The following is a 20951-nucleotide window of genomic DNA, read 5'->3' as shown; positions in this document are numbered from 1 at the left end:
GCCTGTTTCGCACACAGTGCCATCAATGCCCGTTCCTGTCCTGATTTCCCGCGGTTGGCCGCTGCTGGCCCTGGCCGGCCTGGTTTCCCTGGCGCCCGACGCCCATGCGCAGCGGGTTTCGGCCCGGGACAAGGTGAAGGTGGATGCGCTGCAGCAGCGCATGACCGCCGCCGAGAAGCGCTACAGCGATGCGCTGCTGCTGGTCGCCAATGCCGACCCCAAGGGCAGCAACGAGGCGGACGCCGCGCTGGAGGACATGGAAGATGTCCTCAACGACTGCGTGAAGCAGAAGGGCTGCCAGATGGGCACCCTGCTGGCCAGCTACAAGCGCCTGCTCAAGCATGATGCTGATGCCGCTGCCAGCGATGACGTGGCCGATGAGGGCGGTGACCGCCTGGAAGCCGACCCCGACCATATCGGCCCGCTTACCGCCGACGTGCCGGAGGCCGCGCGCGCTGCAGCGCTGCTCAACGACAAGCGACATGCCTTCGACACCATGGTCGAGTACAACCCCGCCGTGCAGGCCGGCATCCGCCGCTGGTTGACCGACATGCGCCCGGCGCTGCTGACCAGCTACGAGAACTACCAGAACCTGCGCGCGGTGATGTGGCCGGAGTGGGAAAAGCGTGGTCTGCCGGAGGCGCTGCTGTTCGGCATCATGGCCAAGGAGTCCAACGGCCGTGTGCATGCCTCCTCGCGTGCCGGCGCCGCCGGGCTGATGCAGTTCATGCCGGCCACCGGCCGCCGCTTCGGCCTGGGCCCGGACGGCACCGGCTTCGACACGCGCTTTGACGCACGCAGTGCCGCCGAGGCCAGCGCCAGTTATCTCAACGAGCGCCTGCGCGAACTGAACAACAACGTGGAAATGTCGGTGGCCGCCTACAACGGTGGCGAAGGCCGCGCCGCGCGCGTGTTCAAGCAGAGCGGTGGCCAGAGTTTCTGGACCGACAGCGTCTACAACCAGTTCCCCGGTGAAACCAAGGACTACGTGCCGATGGTGATCGCCGCGGCCTGGATCTTCCTGCACCCGCAGCAGTACGGCGTGGAGCTGCCGAAGATCAGTGCGCAGCCGGCCACGCTGCGCCTGGCCAAGTCCACCACCATCTACGAACTGACCATCTGCCTGGGCAGCCACGGCACCCGTGATGGCTACATGCGCGCGCTGCGCAATCTCAACCCGCGCTATGAGGCCGATGGCTGGATTCCGGCCGGCACGCTGATCAACGCCACCACCCGCATTGCCGGCCTGTACCAGCGCAACTGCGTCAGTGGCCCGCGTGCCGACCTCGCCCGCACCCTGATCACCGCCGATCTGAACGCGGCGATCAAGCGCCCGACCGCGGCCAGCTACACCGGCAGCGTGGCCGTGGGCGGCGTGGTGCCGGTGGCCGACGCCGCGGCCTCCACCAGCGTGCCGACCACACCGGTCGCTCCGGTAGCCACGCCGCGCCCGGCGGCACGGCCGAAGCCGGTGCGCAGCCACAAGGTGGGCCGGGGTGAGACCCTGGGCGCCATTGCCGCGAAGTTCCAGTGCGACGTGCCGACCCTGGCCCGCGCCAACGGCCTGAAGGCCCCGGCCTACAGCCTGCGCCACGGCCAGACGCTGAAGCTGCAGGGCTGCGACAAGTAATCCCCCACGACCTCTGGAACCCACATGGATCTCGAAGACACCCGCAACCTGTTCGCCAACCTCCGCGAAAACACCGACTGGGACATCAACGGCCCGTTGCTGTGGGGGTACTTCTTCGTGCACTCCACGGCTGAGCCGTTGCAGGCACTGGCAGAGCACCTGCAGGCGCAGGGCTACACCTTCGTGGAACTGTTCGAGCAGGAGCCGGAAGAGGGCGACGCGCCGTTCCACGTGCTGCACGTGGAGCGTGTGGAGATCCACGACGAAGCCTCGCTGGATCGCCGCAACCAGGAATTCGCTGCGCTGGCCGCGGAAAAGGGCGTGGAAGACTACGACGGCATGGACGTCGGCCCGGCTCCGGCCCTGCAGTAACGCGCATACCGGTAGTGCCGGCCGCTGGCCGGCAATGCTCGTCGCGTTGGATCAACGGAGATGCCGGCCAGCGGCCGGCACTACCGAAGCCTCAGCGCAGCTTCGCCAGCGCCTGGCCCAGCTGCACCGGGCTTTCGGCGCCCAGCTGCGGGGCGAACTCGGCCACGCCCGGCGGCAGCAGCACGATCACGGTCGAGCCGTAGTTGAAGCGCGCCATCTCGGCGAAGCGCTCCAGCTGGATGCCCTGGCCGCGGTAGTCCTTGCGGGTGATGCGGTCACCGTAGGCCGGAATTTCTTCGCCGCTCCACACGGTTTCCACGCCGGACACCAGCAGCGCACCGACCATCACGCTGACCATCGGGCCGAAGCTGGTGTCGAAATGGCAGGCCAGGCGTTCGTTGCGCGCGAACAGGCGCGGCACGCCGTTGACGGCGGCCGGGCCGACGCTGAACAGACGGCCAGGCACGTGCACGGTTTCGCGCAGGGTGCCGGTCCACGGCATGTGCACGCGGTGGTAGTCGCGCGGCGACAGGTACACGGTGGCGTACAGGCCGTCGTTGTACGGCTTGGCGTCCTCGTCACTGCCCAGCAGTTCGGCGGCGGTGAACGACTGGCCCTTGGCCTGGAAGATGCGGCCGGCCTCGATCCTGCCGAGCTGGCTGATGCGGCCATCGGCCGGCATCACCAGGGTGCGCGGATCGGCATCGGCCACGCGCGCGCCCGGCTTCAGCGCACGGGTGAAGAACTGGTTGAAGGTGGCATAGCTGCGCGGGTCCGGGTTGGCCGCTTCGTCCAGATTGACGTTGAACTTGCGGGTGACCGTGTCGATCAGCCAGCGCGAGACGCGCGGATCGTCCGAGTACGCCAGCGAACGCGCCATCGAGGACAGCAGGCGGTGGGGCAGGGCGTACGTCAGGGCGGTGGTGAGGCTCATGGGGCGGTTTTCTCGGTCAGCTTCTGCAGGTCGCGGGCAATGGCCGGCGCGTTGAACGGGGGGCGCACCAGGCCGGCAAGGCGGCCCTGCGGGTCGAGCACGGCCAGGCTCGCCGAATGCTCGACGGTGTAATCCTCGGGATTCTCGTCGAAGTGCTTGCCCGGCACCTTCTGGAACACGAAGCCCAGCGAGGTGGCAAAACGTTCCAGCGAGGGGACATCGGCGGTGGCGGCCAGGGTGTCCTTGTGGAAACCGTGCACGTACTCGCCGAGGCGGGTGGCGCTGTCACGGTCGGGGTCGACCGAGATGAACAGCACGCGCGGGCGCAGGCTGTCGGGCAGGGCCTCCCACTGGTTCTGTGCGCCGGCCAGCTCGGCCAGGGTGGTCGGGCAGACGTCCGGGCAGAAGGTGAAGCCCAGGAACACCAGGGTCCAGTGGCCCTTCAGTTCGCCCGGGATCAGGCGGGTGCCGTCGGACTGGGCCAGATTGAAGTCGGGCAGTTCGCGCGGCTGCGGGTACAGCGTGATCGCTTCGGTGGCCGGGGCATTGGCCGGCGGCTTCGGCGCGAACACCTGCTGGGCGGCCAGCAGGCCGAGACCCGCCGCCAGGGCGATCAGCAGAATGATGCCGGCGTTGCGATTGAACATGGGAGCCCCCGCGCGAAGTGGGCTCCATCATACCGGCTGTGGCCCGATCGTTTCCGCCGCAACGGATGCCGCCACGGGCGCCAGCCCCTATAATCGGGGGCCACTTTGCCCGCAGTACCGCCATGACCGCTGAAACGGCCGCCGAACTCCACACGATCATCGATCTGATCCGCTACGGCACCAGCCGTTTCAACGAAGCCGGACTGACCTTCGGGCATAGCTACGACAACGCGCTGGATGAGGCCACCCAGCTGGTGCTGCACAGCCTGCACCTGCCGCACGATCTGGGCCCGGCCTACGGCCAGGCGCGTCTGCTGCAGGAAGAGAAGGTGCGTGTGCTGGAACTGTTCCAGCGTCGCATCGACGAACGCATCCCGGCCGCCTACCTGACCGGTGAGGCCTGGTTCGCCGGTCTGAGCTTCAAGAGCGACAAGCGCGCCCTGGTGCCGCGCTCGCCGATCGCTGAACTGATCGAGTGCGGCTTCGAGCCGTGGTTGGCCGGCCGCGATGTCAGCCGTGCGCTGGACCTGTGCACCGGTTCGGGCTGCATCGCCATCGCCATGGGCCACTATTACCCGAACTGGGAAGTGGACGGTGTCGACCTGAGCGACGACGCGCTGTCGCTGGCCGAGGAAAACAAGGAACGCCTGCAGGCGCACAACGTGACCCTGCTCAAGTCGGACCTGTTCAACGGCCTGACCGGTCGCCACTACGACCTGATCGTCACCAACCCCCCGTACGTCACCAACGACGAGACCGATGCCCTGCCGCAGGAATACTCCTACGAGCCGGAGATGGGCCTGCGTGCCGGCGACGACGGCCTGGACCTGGTGCTGAAGATCCTGCGCGATGCCCCGCTGCACCTGAGCGAAGACGGTCTGCTGATCTGTGAAGTGGGCGAGTCCGAGCAGCACCTGATCAAGCTGCTGCCGGAAGTCGACTTCGCCTGGATCGAATTCAAGGTCGGCCAGATGGGCATCTTCGCGGTCGAATGCCGCGAGCTGATCGCCCACAGCGCGCGCATCACCGAGCTGGCGGCGCAGCGCCCGTGAGCTCCAATTCGTTCGGCAAGCTGTTCACCGTCACCACATTCGGCGAGTCGCACGGGCCGGCCATCGGCTGCGTGATCGATGGCTGCCCTCCGGGGCTGGCGCTGGACGCGGCCGAATTCGCTCACGACCTGCAGCGTCGCGCTACCGGCAAGAGCCGGCACACCTCAGCGCGCCGCGAGGCGGACGAGGTCGAGATCCTGTCCGGCGTGTACGAGGGCCTGACCACCGGCACGCCGATCGCCCTGCTGATCCGCAACACCGACCAGCGCAGCAAGGACTACGCCAACATCGGCCAGCAGTTCCGGCCGGGCCATGCCGACTACAGCTACTGGCACAAGTACGGCATCCGCGACCCGCGCGGTGGCGGCCGTTCTTCCGCGCGCGAGACCACCATGCGCGTGGCCGCCGGCGTGGTCGCCAAGAAATGGCTGGCCGAGCGCTTCGGCGTGATCGTGCGCGGCTACCTGTCGCAGCTGGGCGACATCACCCCGGCCGGTTTCGACTGGTCGGCGGTGGAAGACAATCCCTTCTTCTGGCCGCACGCCGCACAGGTGCCGGAACTGGAGGCGTACATGGATGCGCTGCGCAAGTCCGGTGATTCGGTCGGTGCGCGCGTGGACGTGGTGGCCGACAACGTGCCGCCAGGCTGGGGCGAGCCGATCTACGGCAAGCTTGATGGCGAACTGGCTGCCGCGCTGATGAGCATCAACGCGGTGAAGGGCGTTGAGATCGGCGACGGTTTCGCCAGCGCCGCACAGAAAGGCACCGAACACCGCGACCTGCTGACTCCGCAGGGCTTCGCCAGCAACCATGCCGGCGGCATCCTCGGTGGCATTTCCACCGGCCAGCCGGTGGTCGCGTCGATCGCGTTGAAGCCGACCTCCAGCCTGCGCCTGCCCGGCCCGTCGCTGGACACGGCCGGCAACGTGGTGGAGGTCGTCACCACCGGTCGCCACGATCCCTGCGTCGGTATCCGCGCCACCCCGATCGCCGAGGCGATGGTGGCGATGGTGCTGATGGACCAGGCGTTGCGTCATCGCGCGCAGTGCGGCGATGTCGGCACGATCACCCCGCGTATTCCCGGGCAGATCGATGGCTGACACGCGGCCGACCGTGTGGGTGAGCCAGCCGCTGATCGACGCGGCCATCGCGCCGCTGCGCGATCGCGTGCAGCTGCGCAGCACCGACACCGTCACCGCGTGGTCGCCCGACCAGATCGCCGAACAGCTGGCCAGCGCCGACGGCGCCATCATCACCCTCAACGAGCGCATCGGTGCGGCCCAGGTGGCCGGCGCCGCACAGCTGCAGGTGATCGCCAATGTCGGGGTGGGCTACAACAACCTGGACGTCGACGCGCTCAGCGCGGCCGGCATCCTCGCCAGCAATACGCCGGACGTCCTGACTGAAACCACCGCCGATCTCGGTTTCGCTCTGTTGATGGCCACCGCGCGCCGCATCACTGAATCCGAGCGCTGGCTGCGCGAAGGCCAGTGGCAGCAGTGGTCGTTCCAGACCATGCTCGGTGCCGACATCCACGGCAGCACGCTGGGTATCCTCGGCATGGGCCGCATCGGCCAGGGCATCGCCCGCCGCGGCGCGCATGGTTTCGGCATGAAGGTGCTGTACCACAACCGTTCGCAGCTTCCGGCCGCGACCGAAGCGGAGGTGGGGGCCCGTTATGTGGACCTGGACACCCTGCTGGCGCAGTCCGATCACCTGCTGCTGGTGCTGCCGTATACCCCGGCCTCGCACCACCTGATCGATGCCGCCGCGCTGGCGAAGATGAAGCCGTCGGCGACGTTGGTGAACATCGCCCGTGGTGGCCTGGTCGATGAGATCGCGCTGGCCGATGCACTGGCCAGCGGCCGATTGGCTGCCGCCGGCCTGGATGTGTACGAAGGCGAGCCAAAGGTACGCCCCGAACTGCTGGCGCTGCGCAACGTCGTGCTCACTCCGCACATCGGCAGCGCCTCGCTGGCCACGCGCACGGCGATGGTACAGCTGGCCGTGGATAATCTGGTTGCCGGGCTCGGCCTGGACGGCGGCCCGTCGCGCATGCCGAGCGCGATCAACGCTGACGCGGCGATGGCGGCGCGCGTGACTCTGGGCAAAAAAACCGGGAAACGATAGGGAACCTCCGCGCGCCCCGCTTGAGGAGGTTCCCCGAACCCAGCTGTCGTGCGTGTTTTTCCCCATCCCCGTTTTCGTGAGAGTTTCCCCCATGAGCAATGCACAGCGCAGTTTCCACGTCGCCGTCGTCGGTGCCACCGGTGCGGTCGGCGAGACCATGTTGTCGATCCTGGCCGAGCGTGACTTCCCGGTCGGTACCCTGAGTGTCCTCGCTTCCGAGCGTTCGGCCGGCGGCGAGATCGAGTTCAACGGCCAGAAGGTCAAGGTCCAGGATCTGGCCACCTTCGATCCGAGCGGCGTCGAGATCGCGCTGTTCTCGGCCGGCGGCAGCGTGTCGAAGGAATACGCACCGAAGTTCGCCGAAGCGGGTGCGGTGGTGATCGACAACTCCTCGGCCTTCCGTTACGACGATGACGTGCCGCTGGTGGTGTCCGAGGTCAACCCGGAGCAGGTCGCCAACCGTCCGCGCGGCATCATCGCCAACCCGAACTGTTCGACCATGCAGATGCTGGTGGCGTTGGCGCCGCTGCACCGCAAGTACGGCATCGAGCGTATCAACGTCTCCACCTACCAGTCGGTGTCCGGCGGCGGCCGTTCGGCTACCGAGGAACTGGGCAAGCAGACCGGCCAGCTGCTGAGCTTCCAGGAAATCGATCCGCAGCGCTTCCCGGTGCAGATCGCCTTCAACCTGATCCCGCACATCGACGACTTCCAGGACAATGGCTTCACCAAGGAAGAGATGAAGCTGATCTGGGAGACCCGCAAGATCCTCGGTGACGACAGCATCCTGGTGAACCCGACTGCAGTGCGTGTGCCGGTGTTCTACGGCCACTCCGAGTCGGTCGCGATCGAGACCCGCGATAAGGTCACCGTCGCAGAAGCGCGCGCGCTGCTGGAGCAGTCGCCGGGCATCGAAGTGGTCGATCGTCACGAAGCCGGTGGTTACCCGACCCCGGTCACGCATGCGTCGGGCACCGACGCGGTGTACGTCGGCCGCATCCGTGAGGACCTGTCGCACCCGCGCGGCCTGAACCTGTGGATCGTGTCGGACAACGTGCGCAAGGGCGCGGCGTTGAATGCCGTGCAGCTGGCCGAGCTGGTCGCCGCCGAGCAGCGCTGATCACAGCGGTTGCCTCATCGGTAGTGCCGGCCGCTGGCCGGTATTGCCGTGATGGGGGCGTGCGTGTATGCCGGCCAGCGGCCGGCACTACCGAAGGTCTCCCATCGGTGGGTGCGGACCCCGGTCCGCACGCTTTATAGTGTCGCCCATGAATAAACGGGCCAAGGGCGCAAAGCGCCCGCTCACCTATCTGTCCGCCGCACTGCTCGCCCTGGCCAGCAGTTCGGCGCTTGCCCTGGGGTTGGGCGACATCCGGGTCCTGTCCAAGCCGGGCCAGCCCCTGCTGGCCGAAATCCCGGTGGTCTCGGCGGACCCGTCCGAACTGGAAAACCTGCGCGTGGCGCTGGCCTCACCGGTCACCTTCGAACGTGTCGGCCTGCAGCGGCCAACCGGACTGGTCAGTGAACTGCAGTTCGAACTGACCCGCGACACGCAGGGCAGGGCGGTGGTGCGCGTCACCTCGCAGGCGCCGGTGGAGACGCCGTCGCTCAGCTTCCTGATCGAAGCCGACTGGGGCCAGGGCCGCCTGGTGCGTGAGTACTCGGCACTGGTCGATGCGCCGCCCAGTGCGTTGGCCGTGGCCGAGCCGGAAATCGTCGCGCCGGCCGGTACGCTCTCCAATACCATCGTGCGCGAACCTGCACCGGCTTCGGTGCCAGCAGCAGAGACGCCCACGACGACGCCGCCAGCGGTGGCGTCAGCACCGGCACGCCCGCGTGCGGCCTCCGCGCCAGTTGCTGCACCGGCGGCCGATGGCAGCATCACCGTGCAGCGCGGGCAGACCCTGTCGCAGATCGCCAGTGCGCTGGCACGTGGCAACCAGGTCAGTCGTGACCGCGCGATGATCGCCCTGCTGCGTGCCAATCCCGAAGCCTTCATCCGCGGCAACGTCAACCTGCTCAAGCAGGGTGCGGTGCTGCGCATGCCCGGCAGTGATGCGCTTGCTGCGGTCGACGCTGCCGAAGCGGCGACGCTGGTGCGCGAGCATGCCGCGCAATGGCGGCAGTCGCGTACCGTGCCGCAACCGGTGGGCATGGCCGCACCGGTTGCCAGGGCGGCAGCCACGAACGCTTCTTCCCCGGCTGCGGCCAATGGGGCACGACTTGAGATCGCTCCGGCGCTGGCGTCCGACGCCGCGCACGCGGGCACAACCACCGGCACCGCTGCCGGCAGCGAGGGTGACATGCTGGGCAACGAACAACTGCGCCAGGCGCGTGAGGACATCGCCACCCGCGATGCCGAGATCGGCGAGCTGAAGCAGCGCGTGGCCGACCTTGAAAAGCTCAAGGAACAGCAGCAGTCGCTGATCGCGATGAAGGACAACGACCTGGCCGCCGCGCAGCAGCGCCTGACGCAGGCACCGGATGCCCGCGATGCGGCAACGCCGTGGTACTGGCTGGGGCTGCCGGTGCTGCTGCTGGCGGCGGGCGCCGCCTGGCTGCTGCGTCGTCGCAAGCCGTCGCCGCTGCCGCCGCTGCGTGAGGAAGACGATGCCGCCGGCCTGGCCGCAGCGGTGCCGGCGGGTGCGGCGCTGGATACGCTGGCCGAGCAGTCCTCGTGGTCATCGGCTGTTGCCGGCAACGGCCGCCAGGAACCGGCGATGCCCGACTGGGCGACCGAAACCGAAGTGCACGACGTAGTGGTCGCCGAACCCGTCGCCGAGCACGCGGTACGGGCCGACTGGCAGGCCGACACGCTGCGCGACGAGGACGCGGTGGCCTTGCCCGAAGCGGTGACCGATCTGCCGCGCTGGGACGATTCCGCAACCACCGCCGACGAGGTTGTCGTCGCCGCGCCGCTGCGGGACGAACGTGTTGTACCGCAGGCGCCGGCCGACGTGGCGGTGCCGGACTACGCACTGCATGCCGAACAGCAGCCGCAGTTCCGCGGCGTGTTCGATCTGCCGGCCGACGCGCATGACAACGAGACGCCGGCGGATGCCGCTCATCCCGAAGCCATCGACGGCATCGACCATGGCAGCATCGAGGCCTCTCATTCCGACGACGTCGCGTCGAGCGCGGCCGCGCCTGCCGGCGACGCCGGCTGGTCGCCACGTGCCGGCCAGGAGCGCCTGGAACTGGCCATTGCCTACCTCGATCTGGGCGACGCGCAGACGGCGCGCACCCTGTTGCTGGAAGTCGCCGAAGGCGGTGACCTGCACAGCCAGGCCCAGGCCCGCGAACTGCTGGCCCGCCTGCCGTGACCGAATCTGCCGACAAGGACCTTGCCATGAGCCGCGAACGCCGCATCGACTACGTTGAATTCGCGTCCAGCGACCCGGCTGCCAGCCGTGCCTTCTTCGAGAAGGTGTTCGGCTGGTCGTTCGTCGACTACGGCAGCGACTACACGGCGTTCGACGATGGCCGCCTGCAGGGCGGCTTCTTCCGTGGCCAGCCGCAGCGGGCCAGCGACAGCGGTGCACCGCTGCTGGTGCTGTATGCCGACGCACTGGCACCGGTCGAGGCCGCCGTGCGCGACGCCGGCGGCGAGATCGTGCGCGCGGTGTTTTCCTTCCCCGGTGGCAGCCGCTTCCAGTTCGTCGAGCCCGGTGGCAACGAACTGGCGGTCTGGTCCGAACGCGATCCGGCCTGAGCGCCGCCCCATCCGCAACATCGAGGTAGCACATGCGTTATGCGCTTGGCGTCGAGTACGACGGCAGCGATTTCAGGGGCTGGCAGAACCTGGGCGAGGGTGGTCCCAGCGTGCAGGCCAGCCTCGAGCAGGCCCTGTCATCGGTGGCTGATGCGCCGCTGCAGGTGATCTGCGCCGGCCGCACCGATGCCGGCGTGCATGGCCAGTGCCAGGTCGTGCATTTCGATACCGACGTGGTGCGCGATCCGCGCGCCTGGATGCTCGGCACCACCACCCGCCTGCCGCGCTCGATCGCGGTGCGCTGGTGCGTGCCGGTGGCCGATGATTTCCACGCCCGCTTCTCCGCGCGTGCGCGCCGCTATCGCTATCGGCTCCTCAACCGCGAGGTACGGCCGGCGCTGGACCGGCAGACCCTGAGCTGGGAGCGCCGTGCGCTGGACGAGACCCTGATGCATGCCGCCGGCCAGGCATTGCTTGGCGAGAATGACTTCAGCGCGTTCCGTTCGGTGCAGTGCCAGGCGCTGCATGCGCGGCGTGAACTGCAGTCGTTGCAGGTCTGCCGTCATGGCGAAGTGATCGAAGTCGCAGTACGTGGCAATGCATTTCTTCATCACATGGTCCGCAATATCGTCGGATCGTTGATCCTGGTGGGCAGCGGCGAAAAACCGGTGGAATGGATCGCCGAACTGCTGGCCGGGCGCGACCGCACCGTAGCTGGTCCCACCGCACCGCCGCAGGGCCTGGTGTTCCTTGGGCCCCTGTACCCCGACAACTGGCATCTGCCCGCCGAGGTCACGCTATGAGCCGTTCCTACTACCGTACGCGCATCAAGTTCTGTGGAATGACCCGTGCCGGCGACGTCCGCCTGGCCGGTGAGCTGGGCGTGGACGCAGTGGGTTTCATCTTTGCCCGCGAGAGCAGCCGCCGGGTTGCACCGGCCGAGGCCCGCGCGATGCGCCAGGCGATCGCGCCGATGGTCGACGTGGTGGCGCTGTTCCGCAACAACAGCAAGGAGGAAGTGCGCGAGGTGCTGCGTACGGTACGTCCGACCCTGCTGCAGTTCCATGGTGAGGAAGACGAAAGCTTCTGCCGCAGCTTCAACATGCCGTACCTGAAGGCGATCGCCATGGGCGGCCGTGAAGAGGTCAACGCCCGCACCCTGCAGCTGCGCTACCCCAGCGCTGCCGGCTTCCTGTTCGACAGCCACGCCCCGGGTGGCGGTGGCGGCACCGGCGTGGCGTTCGACTGGGGCCGCGTTCCGACCGGGTTGCACCGGCCGTTCCTGCTGGCCGGTGGCCTGAACCCTGAGAACGTCTACGATGCCGTGCTGGCGACGCTGCCGTGGGGCGTGGACGTGTCCAGCGGTATCGAGCTGGAGCCGGGCATCAAGGACGGCTACAAGATGCGCACCTTCGTCGAAGAAGTGCGTCGCGCGGATTGCACCGTTCTGGAGTGATCCGCGTCACCTGAGGGGTCACCCGGAATGTCATCGTCGACGGTGCATTCCGCCGTGCCGTGAAGGCGGGCGAATCCTGAATGCGATGAGTATCACGCTTTCGGTTGATTCAGGTTCCAGCGCCAAAAAGTCGACACCCCCCGAACATCTGATCGGACACAATGCGCCCAGCCTGTCTTGGCTGGGCGCGATGCCGTGTGCGTGTCGCTGGCCGCACCCCTGAGATACGCCCTACCTTTCGAACGAGGACGCAATGGATATGCCCCATCTCTCTTCCCGCCGTATCCGCCTGGCCCGCCTGACGCTCGTGCCCGGCCTGCTGCTTGCCTTGGGCGCGTGTGCGGCCGGTGACTCATCCGCCCCGACCGCATCGGCACCGGCCGCTGCCGCACCGGCAGATGCACCTGCCACAGCACCGGCAGCCGACGGCCTGACTGCGCTGATCCAGGCCAGTGGCGTGAAATGCAGCAACGCCAGTACGGGCAGCGGCTGCACGGCCGGCGATGTGGACAGCGGTGATTTCTACGATGTCGAACTGTCGCCGGACTGTGGCGACCAGGGCTTCTTCGCGGGCGTAGCCGATGCCAAGGGCGTGGAGACGTTGAGTGCGGTGCCATCCACCGGCAGCAAGGCCAGCGTGACCGCGAAGCTGTCGAAGGGGCAGCTGGTCTGCGTGCAGGGCATCGGGCGTACCGGACAGAATCCGTTGTTCTATTACGTCGTTGCGGTTCCCGCTGCGACGGTCGGCAAGTGCAAGGGCAACACGTTGTGTGACACCTATGGCGACAGGCCGATCACTGGCCTGGCGACCACGGGGGGCGAGGCCTGCCATGCGGCGGCGCCGGGACGTTACGCCGGGAACTGCGCACAGGGCTGGGTCAGTGCGGACGTGCTCGACGTGTTTTCCAACGGAATGTAATCACCGCCAGGGGAGCGGTCCAATCAACCACTGGCAAAGGAACAGCTCATGTCGGATCCAAAAATCATCCGGCTGGTCAGCAGCGTAGGTACCACGCGCACGCTGGAAATGGACGATGGCAGTGTCGTCGAACGATCAGGCGGCAGCGTCTCGTGGCGCAACAACAATCCTGGCAATCTCAAGTTTGAATTTGCCGGCAGCGCGGACAAGACGGTGACCAATCCGCGTACCCGCGAGCAGGCGCTGGAATCGGCGCAGGGGCGCTACAAGGGCGTGGTCGATCTCGACCAATGGGGCAACGCGGTTTTCGAAAGCTATGAAGCCGGCCGGGTGGCGAAGATCCAGCTGCTCGAACGCCGGTTCGGCGACAAGACCGTGGAGGAAATGCTGCCGAGCTACTCCACCAAGGATTACAGCGGCACCACCCACCACAAGGAGCAGGCGGCCACCATCTATGCCGAAGGCGATCGCCAGGGTGTCGACCTGCGCTCGAAGACCGTCGGCCAGATGAGCGTGCGCGAGCGTGAAGTGCTGGCCGACGGCATCCGCCGTTTCGAGGGCTGGCAGCCGGGTGAGGTTGCCACGCAGCAGCCACCCACGCGTACACCGGCGGCCGCGCCCGTGCAGACCCAGACCCAACCACAGGTACAGACGCCTTCGGCGGCGGCGCCTGCTGCGGGCCAGGCCGCGGCTGCAGTCGGCAGTGCCGCGCTCTACAACGAGGCCTATCAGCATTTCATGGCCTCAGGCCGCCAGTACGAATACGGGCGCCCGGACCATCCGCGCCCGGGTCGCGACAGCAGCCGGCTGGAGCGTGACCTCGATGGTGACGGACGCTTCGGCGTGGATTGCTCGGCGTTCGTATGGCGCGGCCTGAAGAACGCGGGTTACGACGTGCGGGGCGAGAACGCTGCGGGGTTCACTACGTCGACGCTGTTCAATGGTGCGAACACCACGGCTTACGCACGCGAGCATTTCGATGTGACCTCGGCTGCCGAAGCACGCAAACCGAACGGATCGCTGAAGCAGGGCGACATCCTGATGTTCTCCTCGTCGCAGGGCCAGCATGTCGGCATTTTCAAAGGCTATGACGCGCAGGGAAACATCCAGTTCATCGGTTCACAGGGAAGCACCGGGCCGGCCGAAGTCACCATCCGGCCGGGCGGGTACTGGGATGGCGGAAGCACCCGCATCGTTGGTGCGCTGACACCGAAGCCGGAATTCCAGGTGCGCGCGCCGCTGCACGGCAATGGCGAACCTGCGCCGTCCCGGCCTGCCGCTACCGCGCAGTCGGCTGCATCGCACCCGGCGGCCAGCGAGGTGATGAAGCAGGGGCAGCGTGGCGCCGACGTGCAGGCGTTGCAGCAGACTCTCAACCAGCTCGGTGTGCGTGATGCGCAGGGCCATCGGTTGTCAGAGGATGGTCGTTTTGGTGATCACACCCGCGAAGCGGTGATCGCGCTGCAGAAACAGCAGGGGCTGGTGGCCGATGGAATTGTCGGTCGCCAGACCGCTGCCGCGCTGGCGGCGGGCCGTGCGCAGGGCCACGAACCTGCAGCGGCTGTACCGAAGGGGCCGTCGCTGAACGATGCATCGCATCCGGACCACGCACTGCACTACGCCGTCCGCAGCAAGCTTCCCAGCGTGTTTTCCGAAGAGGCTGCCGCCAATATCACCCTGCATGCAAAGCAGAACGGAATCGACGCGGCCGACAAGCTGCAGAGCATCACGGTGCAGGATGGCAAGGCGTTCGTGATGGGCACGACGCCGGGCTTCCGCACCGCGGTGGACCTGGCCCAGGCGCCGCCGTCGCTGGAGCAGACCAGTGCCAAGCTGCTGGCAGATCCTTCGCACCAGCAGCAGGTGCATGAGGAGCAGCAGCGGGTCGCGATGGGCGGTCGCTGAGGCCTGTGTTGCCGGCTCCGGGCGGTGAACGCCGCCCGGAGCCTCGTCTCATTGCAGTTGCGCTGCTGCCCAGTCGGCCAGGGCGTCCACCCGTGCATCGGCCGGGCCATCCGGCCGCGCCAGCACCCAGAAGCCGCCGGTGGCGGTAAACCCCCACGGTGCGACCAGCCGGCCTGCTGCCAGATCTTCGGCCACCAGTGGCTCCGGTGCGATCGCCGGGCCCAGCCCGGCCACGGCTGCTTCCAGCAGGTAGTACAGATGTTCGAAAGCGGTGCCCAACTGCAGCTTCGCGGTGTCCAGATCGTGCGCCTGCGCCCACGCCGGCCACGCCTGCGGCCGTGAGCTGGTGTGCAGCAGCGTTTCCTGCAGCAGCGCCGAGGGCGGTACCTGCCGCAGGCGCTGCGCGGCCGGATGCGAGGGTGCCACCACCACGCCGACCCGTTCCGGCGCCAGCTCACGCACCTGCCAGCCCCGTGGCCACGGCCCCTGCGCCAGCAGTAGTACGGCATCCAGCGCCGCCTGTGCTTCGGTGAAACTGCCATCCAGCGCCGACCACTGCAGGCGCACGCCGGGCAGGGCGGCCTGCAGCACGGGCAGGCGCGGGATCATCCAGCGCGCCAGTACGCTGCCGCTACAGCCCAGCACCAGTGCTGGGGCCGCCGTCGGCCGGCGCAGCTCGCGCACGCAGTCTTCGATGCCGCTGAACGCCTCGCTGCACGCGGCCTGCAGTCGCGTGCCCGCAGCGGTGAGGCGCAGGCCGCGGCCGGCACGCTGGAACAGCGCCAGGCCGAGATGGTCTTCCAGCAGCTTCAGTTGCCGGCTGACCGCGCCGTGGGTGACATGCAGGTCCTGCGCGGCGCGCCCAACCCCGCCCAGACGGGCGGTGGCCTCGAACGCACGCAGCGCATTGAGGGGAGGCAGCAGGGAACGACTCATGTGAGATTTCCTGACGATATGCGCCAGATAATATCCATTTTCCGGTCACGACCCGTGCGCTAGAGTATCCACCTGTCTCGAACCAGCGGTCGCTTCCATGTCTGCCTCCCCCATTGCCGACTACCACGCCTTCCCGGATGCCCAGGGCCACTTCGGCCGCTACGGTGGCAGCTTCGTCGCCGAAACCCTGGTCGGCCCGCTGCAGGAACTGGCCCAGGCCTATGACCAGGCCCGCCAGGACCCCGAATTCCAGCTGGCCTATGACCGCGACCTGGCCCATTACGTGGGCCGGCCGAGCCCGATCTATCACGCCCAGCGCCTGAGCGATCATGTCGGCGGTGCGCAGATCCTGCTCAAGCGCGAGGACCTGAACCACACCGGTGCGCACAAGATCAACAACACCATCGGCCAGGCGCTGCTGGCCGCGCGGATGGGCAAGAAGCGCATCATCGCCGAGACCGGTGCCGGGCAGCATGGCGTGGCCAGTGCCACCGTTGCCGCGCGCTTGGGCCTGGAATGCGTGGTGTACATGGGCGCCACCGACATCGAGCGGCAGAAGATCAACGTCTACCGAATGAAGCTGCTCGGTGCGACGGTGGTGCCGGTCACCTCCGGCTCGGCCACCCTGAAGGACGCGCTCAACGAAGCGATGCGCGATTGGGTGACCAACGTGCAGGACACCTTCTACATCATCGGCACCGTGGCTGGTCCGGATCCGTACCCGCGCATGGTGCGCGATTTCAACGCCATCGTCGGCCGCGAAGCACGCGAGCAGATGCTGGCCGAGTACGGCCGCCTGCCGGATGCGATCACCGCCTGCGTCGGCGGCGGCAGCAATGCCATCGGCCTGTTCCATGCCTTCCTCAATGATCGCCAGGTCGAGATCGTCGGCGCCGAAGCTGCCGGTGATGGCATCAGCACCGGGCGCCACGCTGCATCGATCGCGGCGGGTCGGCCGGGCGTGCTGCACGGCAACCGCACCTATGTGCTGTGCGACGACGACGGCCAGATCATCGAGACCCACTCGGTATCAGCCGGCCTGGACTATCCGGGTGTCGGGCCGGAGCACGCGTTCCTGGCCGATACCGGCCGCGCACGCTACCTCGGCATCACCGATGAGGAAGCGCTGCAGGCCTTCCACCTGCTGGCGCACACCGAAGGCATCCTGCCGGCGCTGGAATCCAGCCATGCGCTGGCACAGGCGATCAAGCTGGCGCGTGAGCGACCGCGTGACCAGATCGTGCTGTGCAATCTGTCCGGCCGTGGCGACAAGGACGTGCATACCATCGCCGCGCGCGAAGGGCTGGTGCTGTGAGCGCGGGGCTGCGGAACAGTGGCGTGCTGCTGCTGGCGCTGGGCTTGGCCGCGTGCCAGCCGCCGGAGCCGCCGGTGCTGGCACCGGCCGCCAAGGCCACCACGCAGCCTGTGCAGCAGGCCGCCAACGATGATCTTGACCCGATGGCGCGTACGCCGATCGACGATCCGCCGTCTGTGGAAGATAAGGACAGCGATGACGCGCCCGCGGTGGCCTCGGTGGCGCTGGACCATGCCGGCGAGGTGCTGATCGGCCAGCATATGACCGATCTGAAGGCACTCGGGCCGTGGACCGCGCAAGGGGCGGTCGAAGCCATCGGCGGCAGTTGCGAGTACTACGACGGCAAGGGGCTGCCGCCGGGCGTGTCGATGATGACCGACGACGATCGCGTGGTCCGTTTCGATCTCGGCCTGGATCCGGAGAGCGGGGCGCCGACCCAGCAGCCCGGGCCGTTCGGCCTGCGTGTCGGCATGACCCGCGCCCAGGCCATGGCCCAGTTCCCGAAGCCGCCGGTATCCAGCCCGCATGCCTACAACGGTGACCAGGGCGAGTACCTCACCTGGCAGGACCCGGGCTCGGCCCTTGGCATCCGCGTGGAACTGTTTGAAGGGAGGGTCATCCAGATGTACTGGGGGACCAGCGATGCGATTGAACTGATTGAAGGATGTGCCTGAGATGCCTGTATCCCGACTCGATGCCTGTTTCCAGCGACTGCGCGAGCAGCAGCGCAAGGCGCTGATTCCCTTCATCACCGCCGGTGATCCCTCGCTGGAGGCCACCGTGCCGGTCATGCACGCGCTGGTCGATGCCGGTGCCGATGTGATCGAACTGGGCGTGCCGTTCTCCGACCCGATGGCCGACGGCCCGACCATCCAGCGCAGCTCCGAGCGCGCGCTGGCGCGTGGTGCTGGCAGCCGCTACGTGCTGCAGGCCGTTGCGCAGTTCCGCGAGCGTGACGCTCAGACGCCGGTGGTGCTGATGGGCTACCTGAATCCGGTGGAGATCCATGGCTACGCGGCCTTCGCAACGGCAGCCGTGGAGGCAGGTGTGGACGGCGTGCTGCTGGTCGACCTGCCACCGGAAGAAGCCGGCGAAGCGCAGCAGGCCTTCGATGCAGCGGGCCTGGCACTGGTCCTGCTGGCGTCGCCGACTACCAGCGAGGCGCGCGCCGACAAGCTGCTGGCGCTGGCCCGTGGCTACCTCTACTACGTCAGCTTTGCCGGTGTCACCGGCGCGTCCGAGCGCCTGGACAGCGATGCCGCCAGTGCCCGCCTGCAGGCGTTGCGCGCGCGTGCTTCGGTGCCGGTGGTGGCCGGCTTCGGCATCAAGGATGCCGACAGTGCTGCGGCGATGGCCCGCCAGGCCGACGGCGTGGTGGTCGGCAGCGCGCTGGTGGCGGCGCTGGCCGAAGCGGGCTCGGCTGAGGAGGCCGCACAGCGCGCTCGAACCTTCCTGGCTCCGCTGCGGCAGGCGCTGGACCAGTAACGGTAGCGCCGGCCATGCCCGGCGGTGCGGGGCACAAGGGTATCCGCCGGGCATGGCCCGGCGCTACCCGCACGGCGTTGCCGCGCTAAACGTACGTCCCAGCATGGTTTTTTCCGGCGGCCCCGTGTCCGGCAAGGGGGTGCACGGGCGGGGAAAGCGGAGCTAGACTGTCCGCCTTTGCGGCCCTTGGGCCGCCCTGAACGGAAGTGTCCTCCCGCATGAGTTGGCTCAGCAAGTTGATGCCGTCCGGCATCCGCACCGACAACACCCCCAGCAAGAAGCGCAGTGTCCCCGAGGGCCTGTGGGAAAAGTGCAGCAACTGCGGCAGCGCGTTGTACCGTCCGGAACTGGAAGAGAACCTGGAGGTCTGCCCGAAGTGCGGCCACCACATGGCGATCCGCGCACGTGCGCGCCTGGCCGCCCTGTTCGACGCCGACAGCACCACCGAGATCGGTGCGCGCCTGGGCCCGACCGACCTGCTCAAGTTCAAGGACCAGAAGAAGTACAGCGAGCGCATCAAGATCGCGCAGAAGAACACCGGCGAATATGACGCGCTGATCGCCATGCGCGGTCTGCTCAAGGGCCGTGCACTGGTGGCCTCGTCCTTCGACTTCGCCTTCATGGGTGGCTCGATGGGCTCGGTGGTGGGTGAGCGTTTCGCGCTGGCCGCCGAAACCGCGGTCGAGATCGGCGCCCCGTACGTGTGCTTCTCGCAGAGTGGCGGTGCGCGCATGCAGGAAGGCCTGTTCTCGCTGATGCAGATGGCCAAGACCTCGGCCGCGCTGGGCAAGCTGCGTGAAGCGGGCCTGCCGTACATCTCGGTGCTGACCCACCCGACCACCGGTGGTGTGTCGGCCTCGTTCGCGATGCTGGGCGACATCAACATCGCCGAACCGCAGGCGCTGATCGGCTTCGCCGGCCCGCGCGTGATCGAGCAGACCGTGCGCGAGAAGCTGCCGGAAGGCTTCCAGCGCTCGGAGTTCCTGTTGGAGCACGGTGCCATCGACCAGATCTGCGACCGCCGCGAAATGCGCGACCGCCTGTCCGATCTGCTGGGAATGCTGGGCCGTCAGCCGGCGCCGGAGGTGGCTTGATGGGAGGCCGCAAGTACTTCGGTACTGATGGCATCCGTGGGCGGGTCGGCCAGGGCGTGATCTCGGCCGACTTCGTGCTGCGCCTGGGCAATGCCCTGGGCCGTGTCCTGGTTGCCCAGCGCGGCCAGGACGGGCGCCGGCCGATCGTGGTGATCGGCAAGGACACCCGCATTTCCGGTTACATGTTCGAAGCGGCACTGGAAGCCGGCCTGGTCGCCGCCGGCGCCGACGTACAGCTGCTGGGGCCGATGCCGACCCCGGCGGTGGCGTTCCTGACCCGCACGCTGGGCGTGGACGCCGGCATCGTCATCAGCGCCTCGCACAACCCGCATTACGACAACGGCATCAAGTTCTTCTCGGCCCAGGGCGAGAAGCTCGACGATGCCACCGAACTTGCCCTGGAAGCGGCGCTGGACGTTCCGTTCACCACCGCCGAATCGGAGAAGCTGGGCAAGGCATCGCGTGCGCGTGAAGCGGTCGGCCGCTACATCGAGTTCTGCAAGGCCAGCGTGCCGCGCGCGTTCGACCTGCGTGGCGTGCGCCTGGTGCTGGATTGCGCACACGGCGCCACCTACCAGATCGCACCCCTGCTGTTCCGCGAACTGGGGGCCGAGGTGATCGGCATCGGTGCCGAGCCCAACGGCGTCAACATCAACGCCGGTGTGGGTTCCACCCATATCGACAACCTGGCGGCCAAAGTCCGCGAGACCCGTGCCGATCTCGGCATCGCGTTCGATGGTGATGGCGACCGTGTGCTGATGGCCGACGACCAGGGCAACCCGGTCGACGGTGACGACCTGCTGTACATCCTGGCCCGCGCCTGGAAGGACGAAGGCCGCCTGCGCGGCCCGGTGGTCGGAACGCTGATGAGCAACTACGGCGTGGAGAAAGCTTTCGCCGATCTGCAGATCCCGTTCGTGCGCAGCAACGTTGGTGACCGCTACGTGCACCAGGCATTGGTCGAAGGCGGCGGTGTACTCGGTGGGGAAGCGTCGGGCCATCTGCTGTGCCTGGACCGGGCCACCACCGGTGATGGCATCGTCAGCGCTCTGCAGGTGCTGGTCGCGCTGCGCAACAGTGGGCAGACCCTGCGCCAGGCACTGAAGGGCCTGGTGCGGGTGCCGCAGAAGACCGTCAACGTGCGTCTGGGCAATGTCTCGGCCAAGGCCACGGTGCAGTCTGAAAGCGTGCAGTCCGCGCTGGCTGTGGCGCAGCAGGCCGTAGCCGGCCGTGGCCGCGCGTTCCTGCGGCCGTCCGGTACCGAGCCGGTGGTTCGGGTCACCGTGGAAGCCGATGACGCTACGCTGATGCAGCAGACGCTGGACCGCTTGTCCGCTGCGGTGCGTGAAGCCGCCAGCTGAGGC

Annotated in this window: 20 protein-coding genes; 17 read left to right on the top strand and 3 right to left on the bottom strand. The window is 67.8% G+C overall.

The features are described from left to right. The first annotated feature begins 25 nt into the window (after window positions 1–25). Both AC5O77_RS03360 and AC5O77_RS03355 read left to right on the top strand, forming a co-directional pair. The gene (locus AC5O77_RS03360; RefSeq protein ID WP_071228772.1) at window positions 26–1630 is read left to right on the top strand and encodes a transglycosylase SLT domain-containing protein; all 1605 of its coding nucleotides are present in this window, start codon (window positions 26–28) and stop codon (window positions 1628–1630) included. Between the two features lie 24 nt (window positions 1631–1654). Continuing rightward, window positions 1655–2002: a ribonuclease E inhibitor RraB gene (locus tag AC5O77_RS03355; protein ID WP_032128242.1), complete on the top strand. Its 348-nt coding sequence runs from the start codon at window positions 1655–1657 to the stop codon at window positions 2000–2002. Between the two features lie 91 nt (window positions 2003–2093). On the opposite strand, the gene asd is transcribed toward AC5O77_RS03355, so the two are convergent. Together asd and AC5O77_RS03345 are read right to left on the bottom strand one after the other, a co-directional pair. After that, complete coding sequence (asd, locus tag AC5O77_RS03350) at window positions 2094–2936, bottom strand: archaetidylserine decarboxylase (protein WP_478056998.1); 843 nt, start codon at window positions 2934–2936, stop codon at window positions 2094–2096. Continuing rightward, entirely contained in the window at window positions 2933–3583 is a 651-nt protein-coding gene (locus tag AC5O77_RS03345; RefSeq protein WP_006381470.1) for an SCO family protein, read from the bottom strand. The genes asd and AC5O77_RS03345 overlap by 4 nt, the downstream gene beginning before the upstream one ends. A 122-nt stretch (window positions 3584–3705) precedes the next feature. Between AC5O77_RS03345 and prmB the strand changes: the two genes are divergently transcribed. The 10 genes from prmB (at window position 3706) to AC5O77_RS03295 (ending at window position 14757) form a co-directional block, all read left to right on the top strand. Next, entirely contained in the window at window positions 3706–4635 is a 930-nt protein-coding gene (prmB, locus tag AC5O77_RS03340; RefSeq protein ID WP_032128243.1) for a 50S ribosomal protein L3 N(5)-glutamine methyltransferase, read from the top strand. Next, on the top strand, window positions 4632–5735 hold the full coding sequence (gene aroC / locus AC5O77_RS03335) for a chorismate synthase (protein WP_478056997.1): 1104 nt from the start codon (window positions 4632–4634) through the stop codon (window positions 5733–5735). Before prmB ends, aroC begins: the two co-directional genes overlap by 4 nt. Further along, window positions 5728–6765, top strand: a complete 1038-nt coding sequence (locus tag AC5O77_RS03330) for a 2-hydroxyacid dehydrogenase (protein ID WP_478056996.1) — start codon at window positions 5728–5730, stop codon at window positions 6763–6765. Before aroC ends, AC5O77_RS03330 begins: the two co-directional genes overlap by 8 nt. 91 nt (window positions 6766–6856) lie before the next feature. Further along, window positions 6857–7885 (top strand): aspartate-semialdehyde dehydrogenase, encoded by a 1029-nt coding sequence (locus AC5O77_RS03325; protein WP_478056995.1) that lies wholly within the window; start codon window positions 6857–6859, stop codon window positions 7883–7885. A 148-nt stretch (window positions 7886–8033) separates the two neighbouring features. Continuing rightward, window positions 8034–10088, top strand: a complete 2055-nt coding sequence (locus tag AC5O77_RS03320) for a FimV/HubP family polar landmark protein (RefSeq protein ID WP_478056994.1) — start codon at window positions 8034–8036, stop codon at window positions 10086–10088. Window positions 10089–10114: 26 nt separating this feature from the next. After that, a complete protein-coding gene (locus AC5O77_RS03315; RefSeq protein WP_032128247.1) occupies window positions 10115–10477 on the top strand; it encodes a VOC family protein in 363 nt (120 codons plus the stop codon). Window positions 10478–10509: 32 nt separating this feature from the next. Next, a complete protein-coding gene (gene truA / locus AC5O77_RS03310) occupies window positions 10510–11280 on the top strand; it encodes a tRNA pseudouridine(38-40) synthase TruA (RefSeq protein WP_478056993.1) in 771 nt (256 codons plus the stop codon). Beyond that, complete coding sequence (locus AC5O77_RS03305) at window positions 11277–11933, top strand: phosphoribosylanthranilate isomerase (RefSeq protein WP_019660598.1); 657 nt, start codon at window positions 11277–11279, stop codon at window positions 11931–11933. Before truA ends, AC5O77_RS03305 begins: the two co-directional genes overlap by 4 nt. A gap of 253 nt (window positions 11934–12186) precedes the next feature. Next, window positions 12187–12852 carry a hypothetical protein gene (locus AC5O77_RS03300; RefSeq protein WP_478056992.1) on the top strand — a complete coding sequence of 222 codons (666 nt, stop codon included), beginning with the start codon at window positions 12187–12189 and terminating at the stop codon, window positions 12850–12852. Between the two features lie 48 nt (window positions 12853–12900). Next, window positions 12901–14757, top strand: a complete 1857-nt coding sequence (locus tag AC5O77_RS03295) for a C40 family peptidase (RefSeq protein ID WP_478056991.1) — start codon at window positions 12901–12903, stop codon at window positions 14755–14757. A 48-nt stretch (window positions 14758–14805) separates the two neighbouring features. Here the strand turns inward: AC5O77_RS03295 and AC5O77_RS03290 are convergent, their stop codons facing one another. Then, entirely contained in the window at window positions 14806–15693 is an 888-nt protein-coding gene (locus AC5O77_RS03290) for a LysR family transcriptional regulator (RefSeq protein WP_032128249.1), read from the bottom strand. 97 nt (window positions 15694–15790) lie between these two features. Between AC5O77_RS03290 and trpB the strand changes: the two genes are divergently transcribed. From trpB to glmM, 5 genes are all read left to right on the top strand, one after another. Next, a complete protein-coding gene (gene trpB, locus AC5O77_RS03285) occupies window positions 15791–17008 on the top strand; it encodes a tryptophan synthase subunit beta (protein ID WP_032128250.1) in 1218 nt (405 codons plus the stop codon). Then, window positions 17005–17682 (top strand): hypothetical protein, encoded by a 678-nt coding sequence (locus tag AC5O77_RS03280; protein ID WP_478056990.1) that lies wholly within the window; start codon window positions 17005–17007, stop codon window positions 17680–17682. Before trpB ends, AC5O77_RS03280 begins: the two co-directional genes overlap by 4 nt. 1 nt (window position 17683) lies before the next feature. Continuing rightward, window positions 17684–18493 (top strand): tryptophan synthase subunit alpha, encoded by an 810-nt coding sequence (gene trpA / locus AC5O77_RS03275; RefSeq protein WP_285303114.1) that lies wholly within the window; start codon window positions 17684–17686, stop codon window positions 18491–18493. A 218-nt stretch (window positions 18494–18711) separates the two neighbouring features. Further along, entirely contained in the window at window positions 18712–19587 is an 876-nt protein-coding gene (gene accD, locus AC5O77_RS03270) for an acetyl-CoA carboxylase, carboxyltransferase subunit beta (RefSeq protein WP_285303115.1), read from the top strand. Next, on the top strand, window positions 19587–20948 hold the full coding sequence (glmM, locus tag AC5O77_RS03265; protein WP_032128253.1) for a phosphoglucosamine mutase: 1362 nt from the start codon (window positions 19587–19589) through the stop codon (window positions 20946–20948). The genes accD and glmM overlap by 1 nt, the downstream gene beginning before the upstream one ends. The last annotated feature ends 3 nt before the right edge of the window (window positions 20949–20951 follow it).

This window comes from Stenotrophomonas sp. INTA L402-1 (assembly GCF_059295135.1).
Note: the sequence above shows the minus strand (reverse complement) of the source record. Positions and strands in the feature narration are given on the sequence as shown.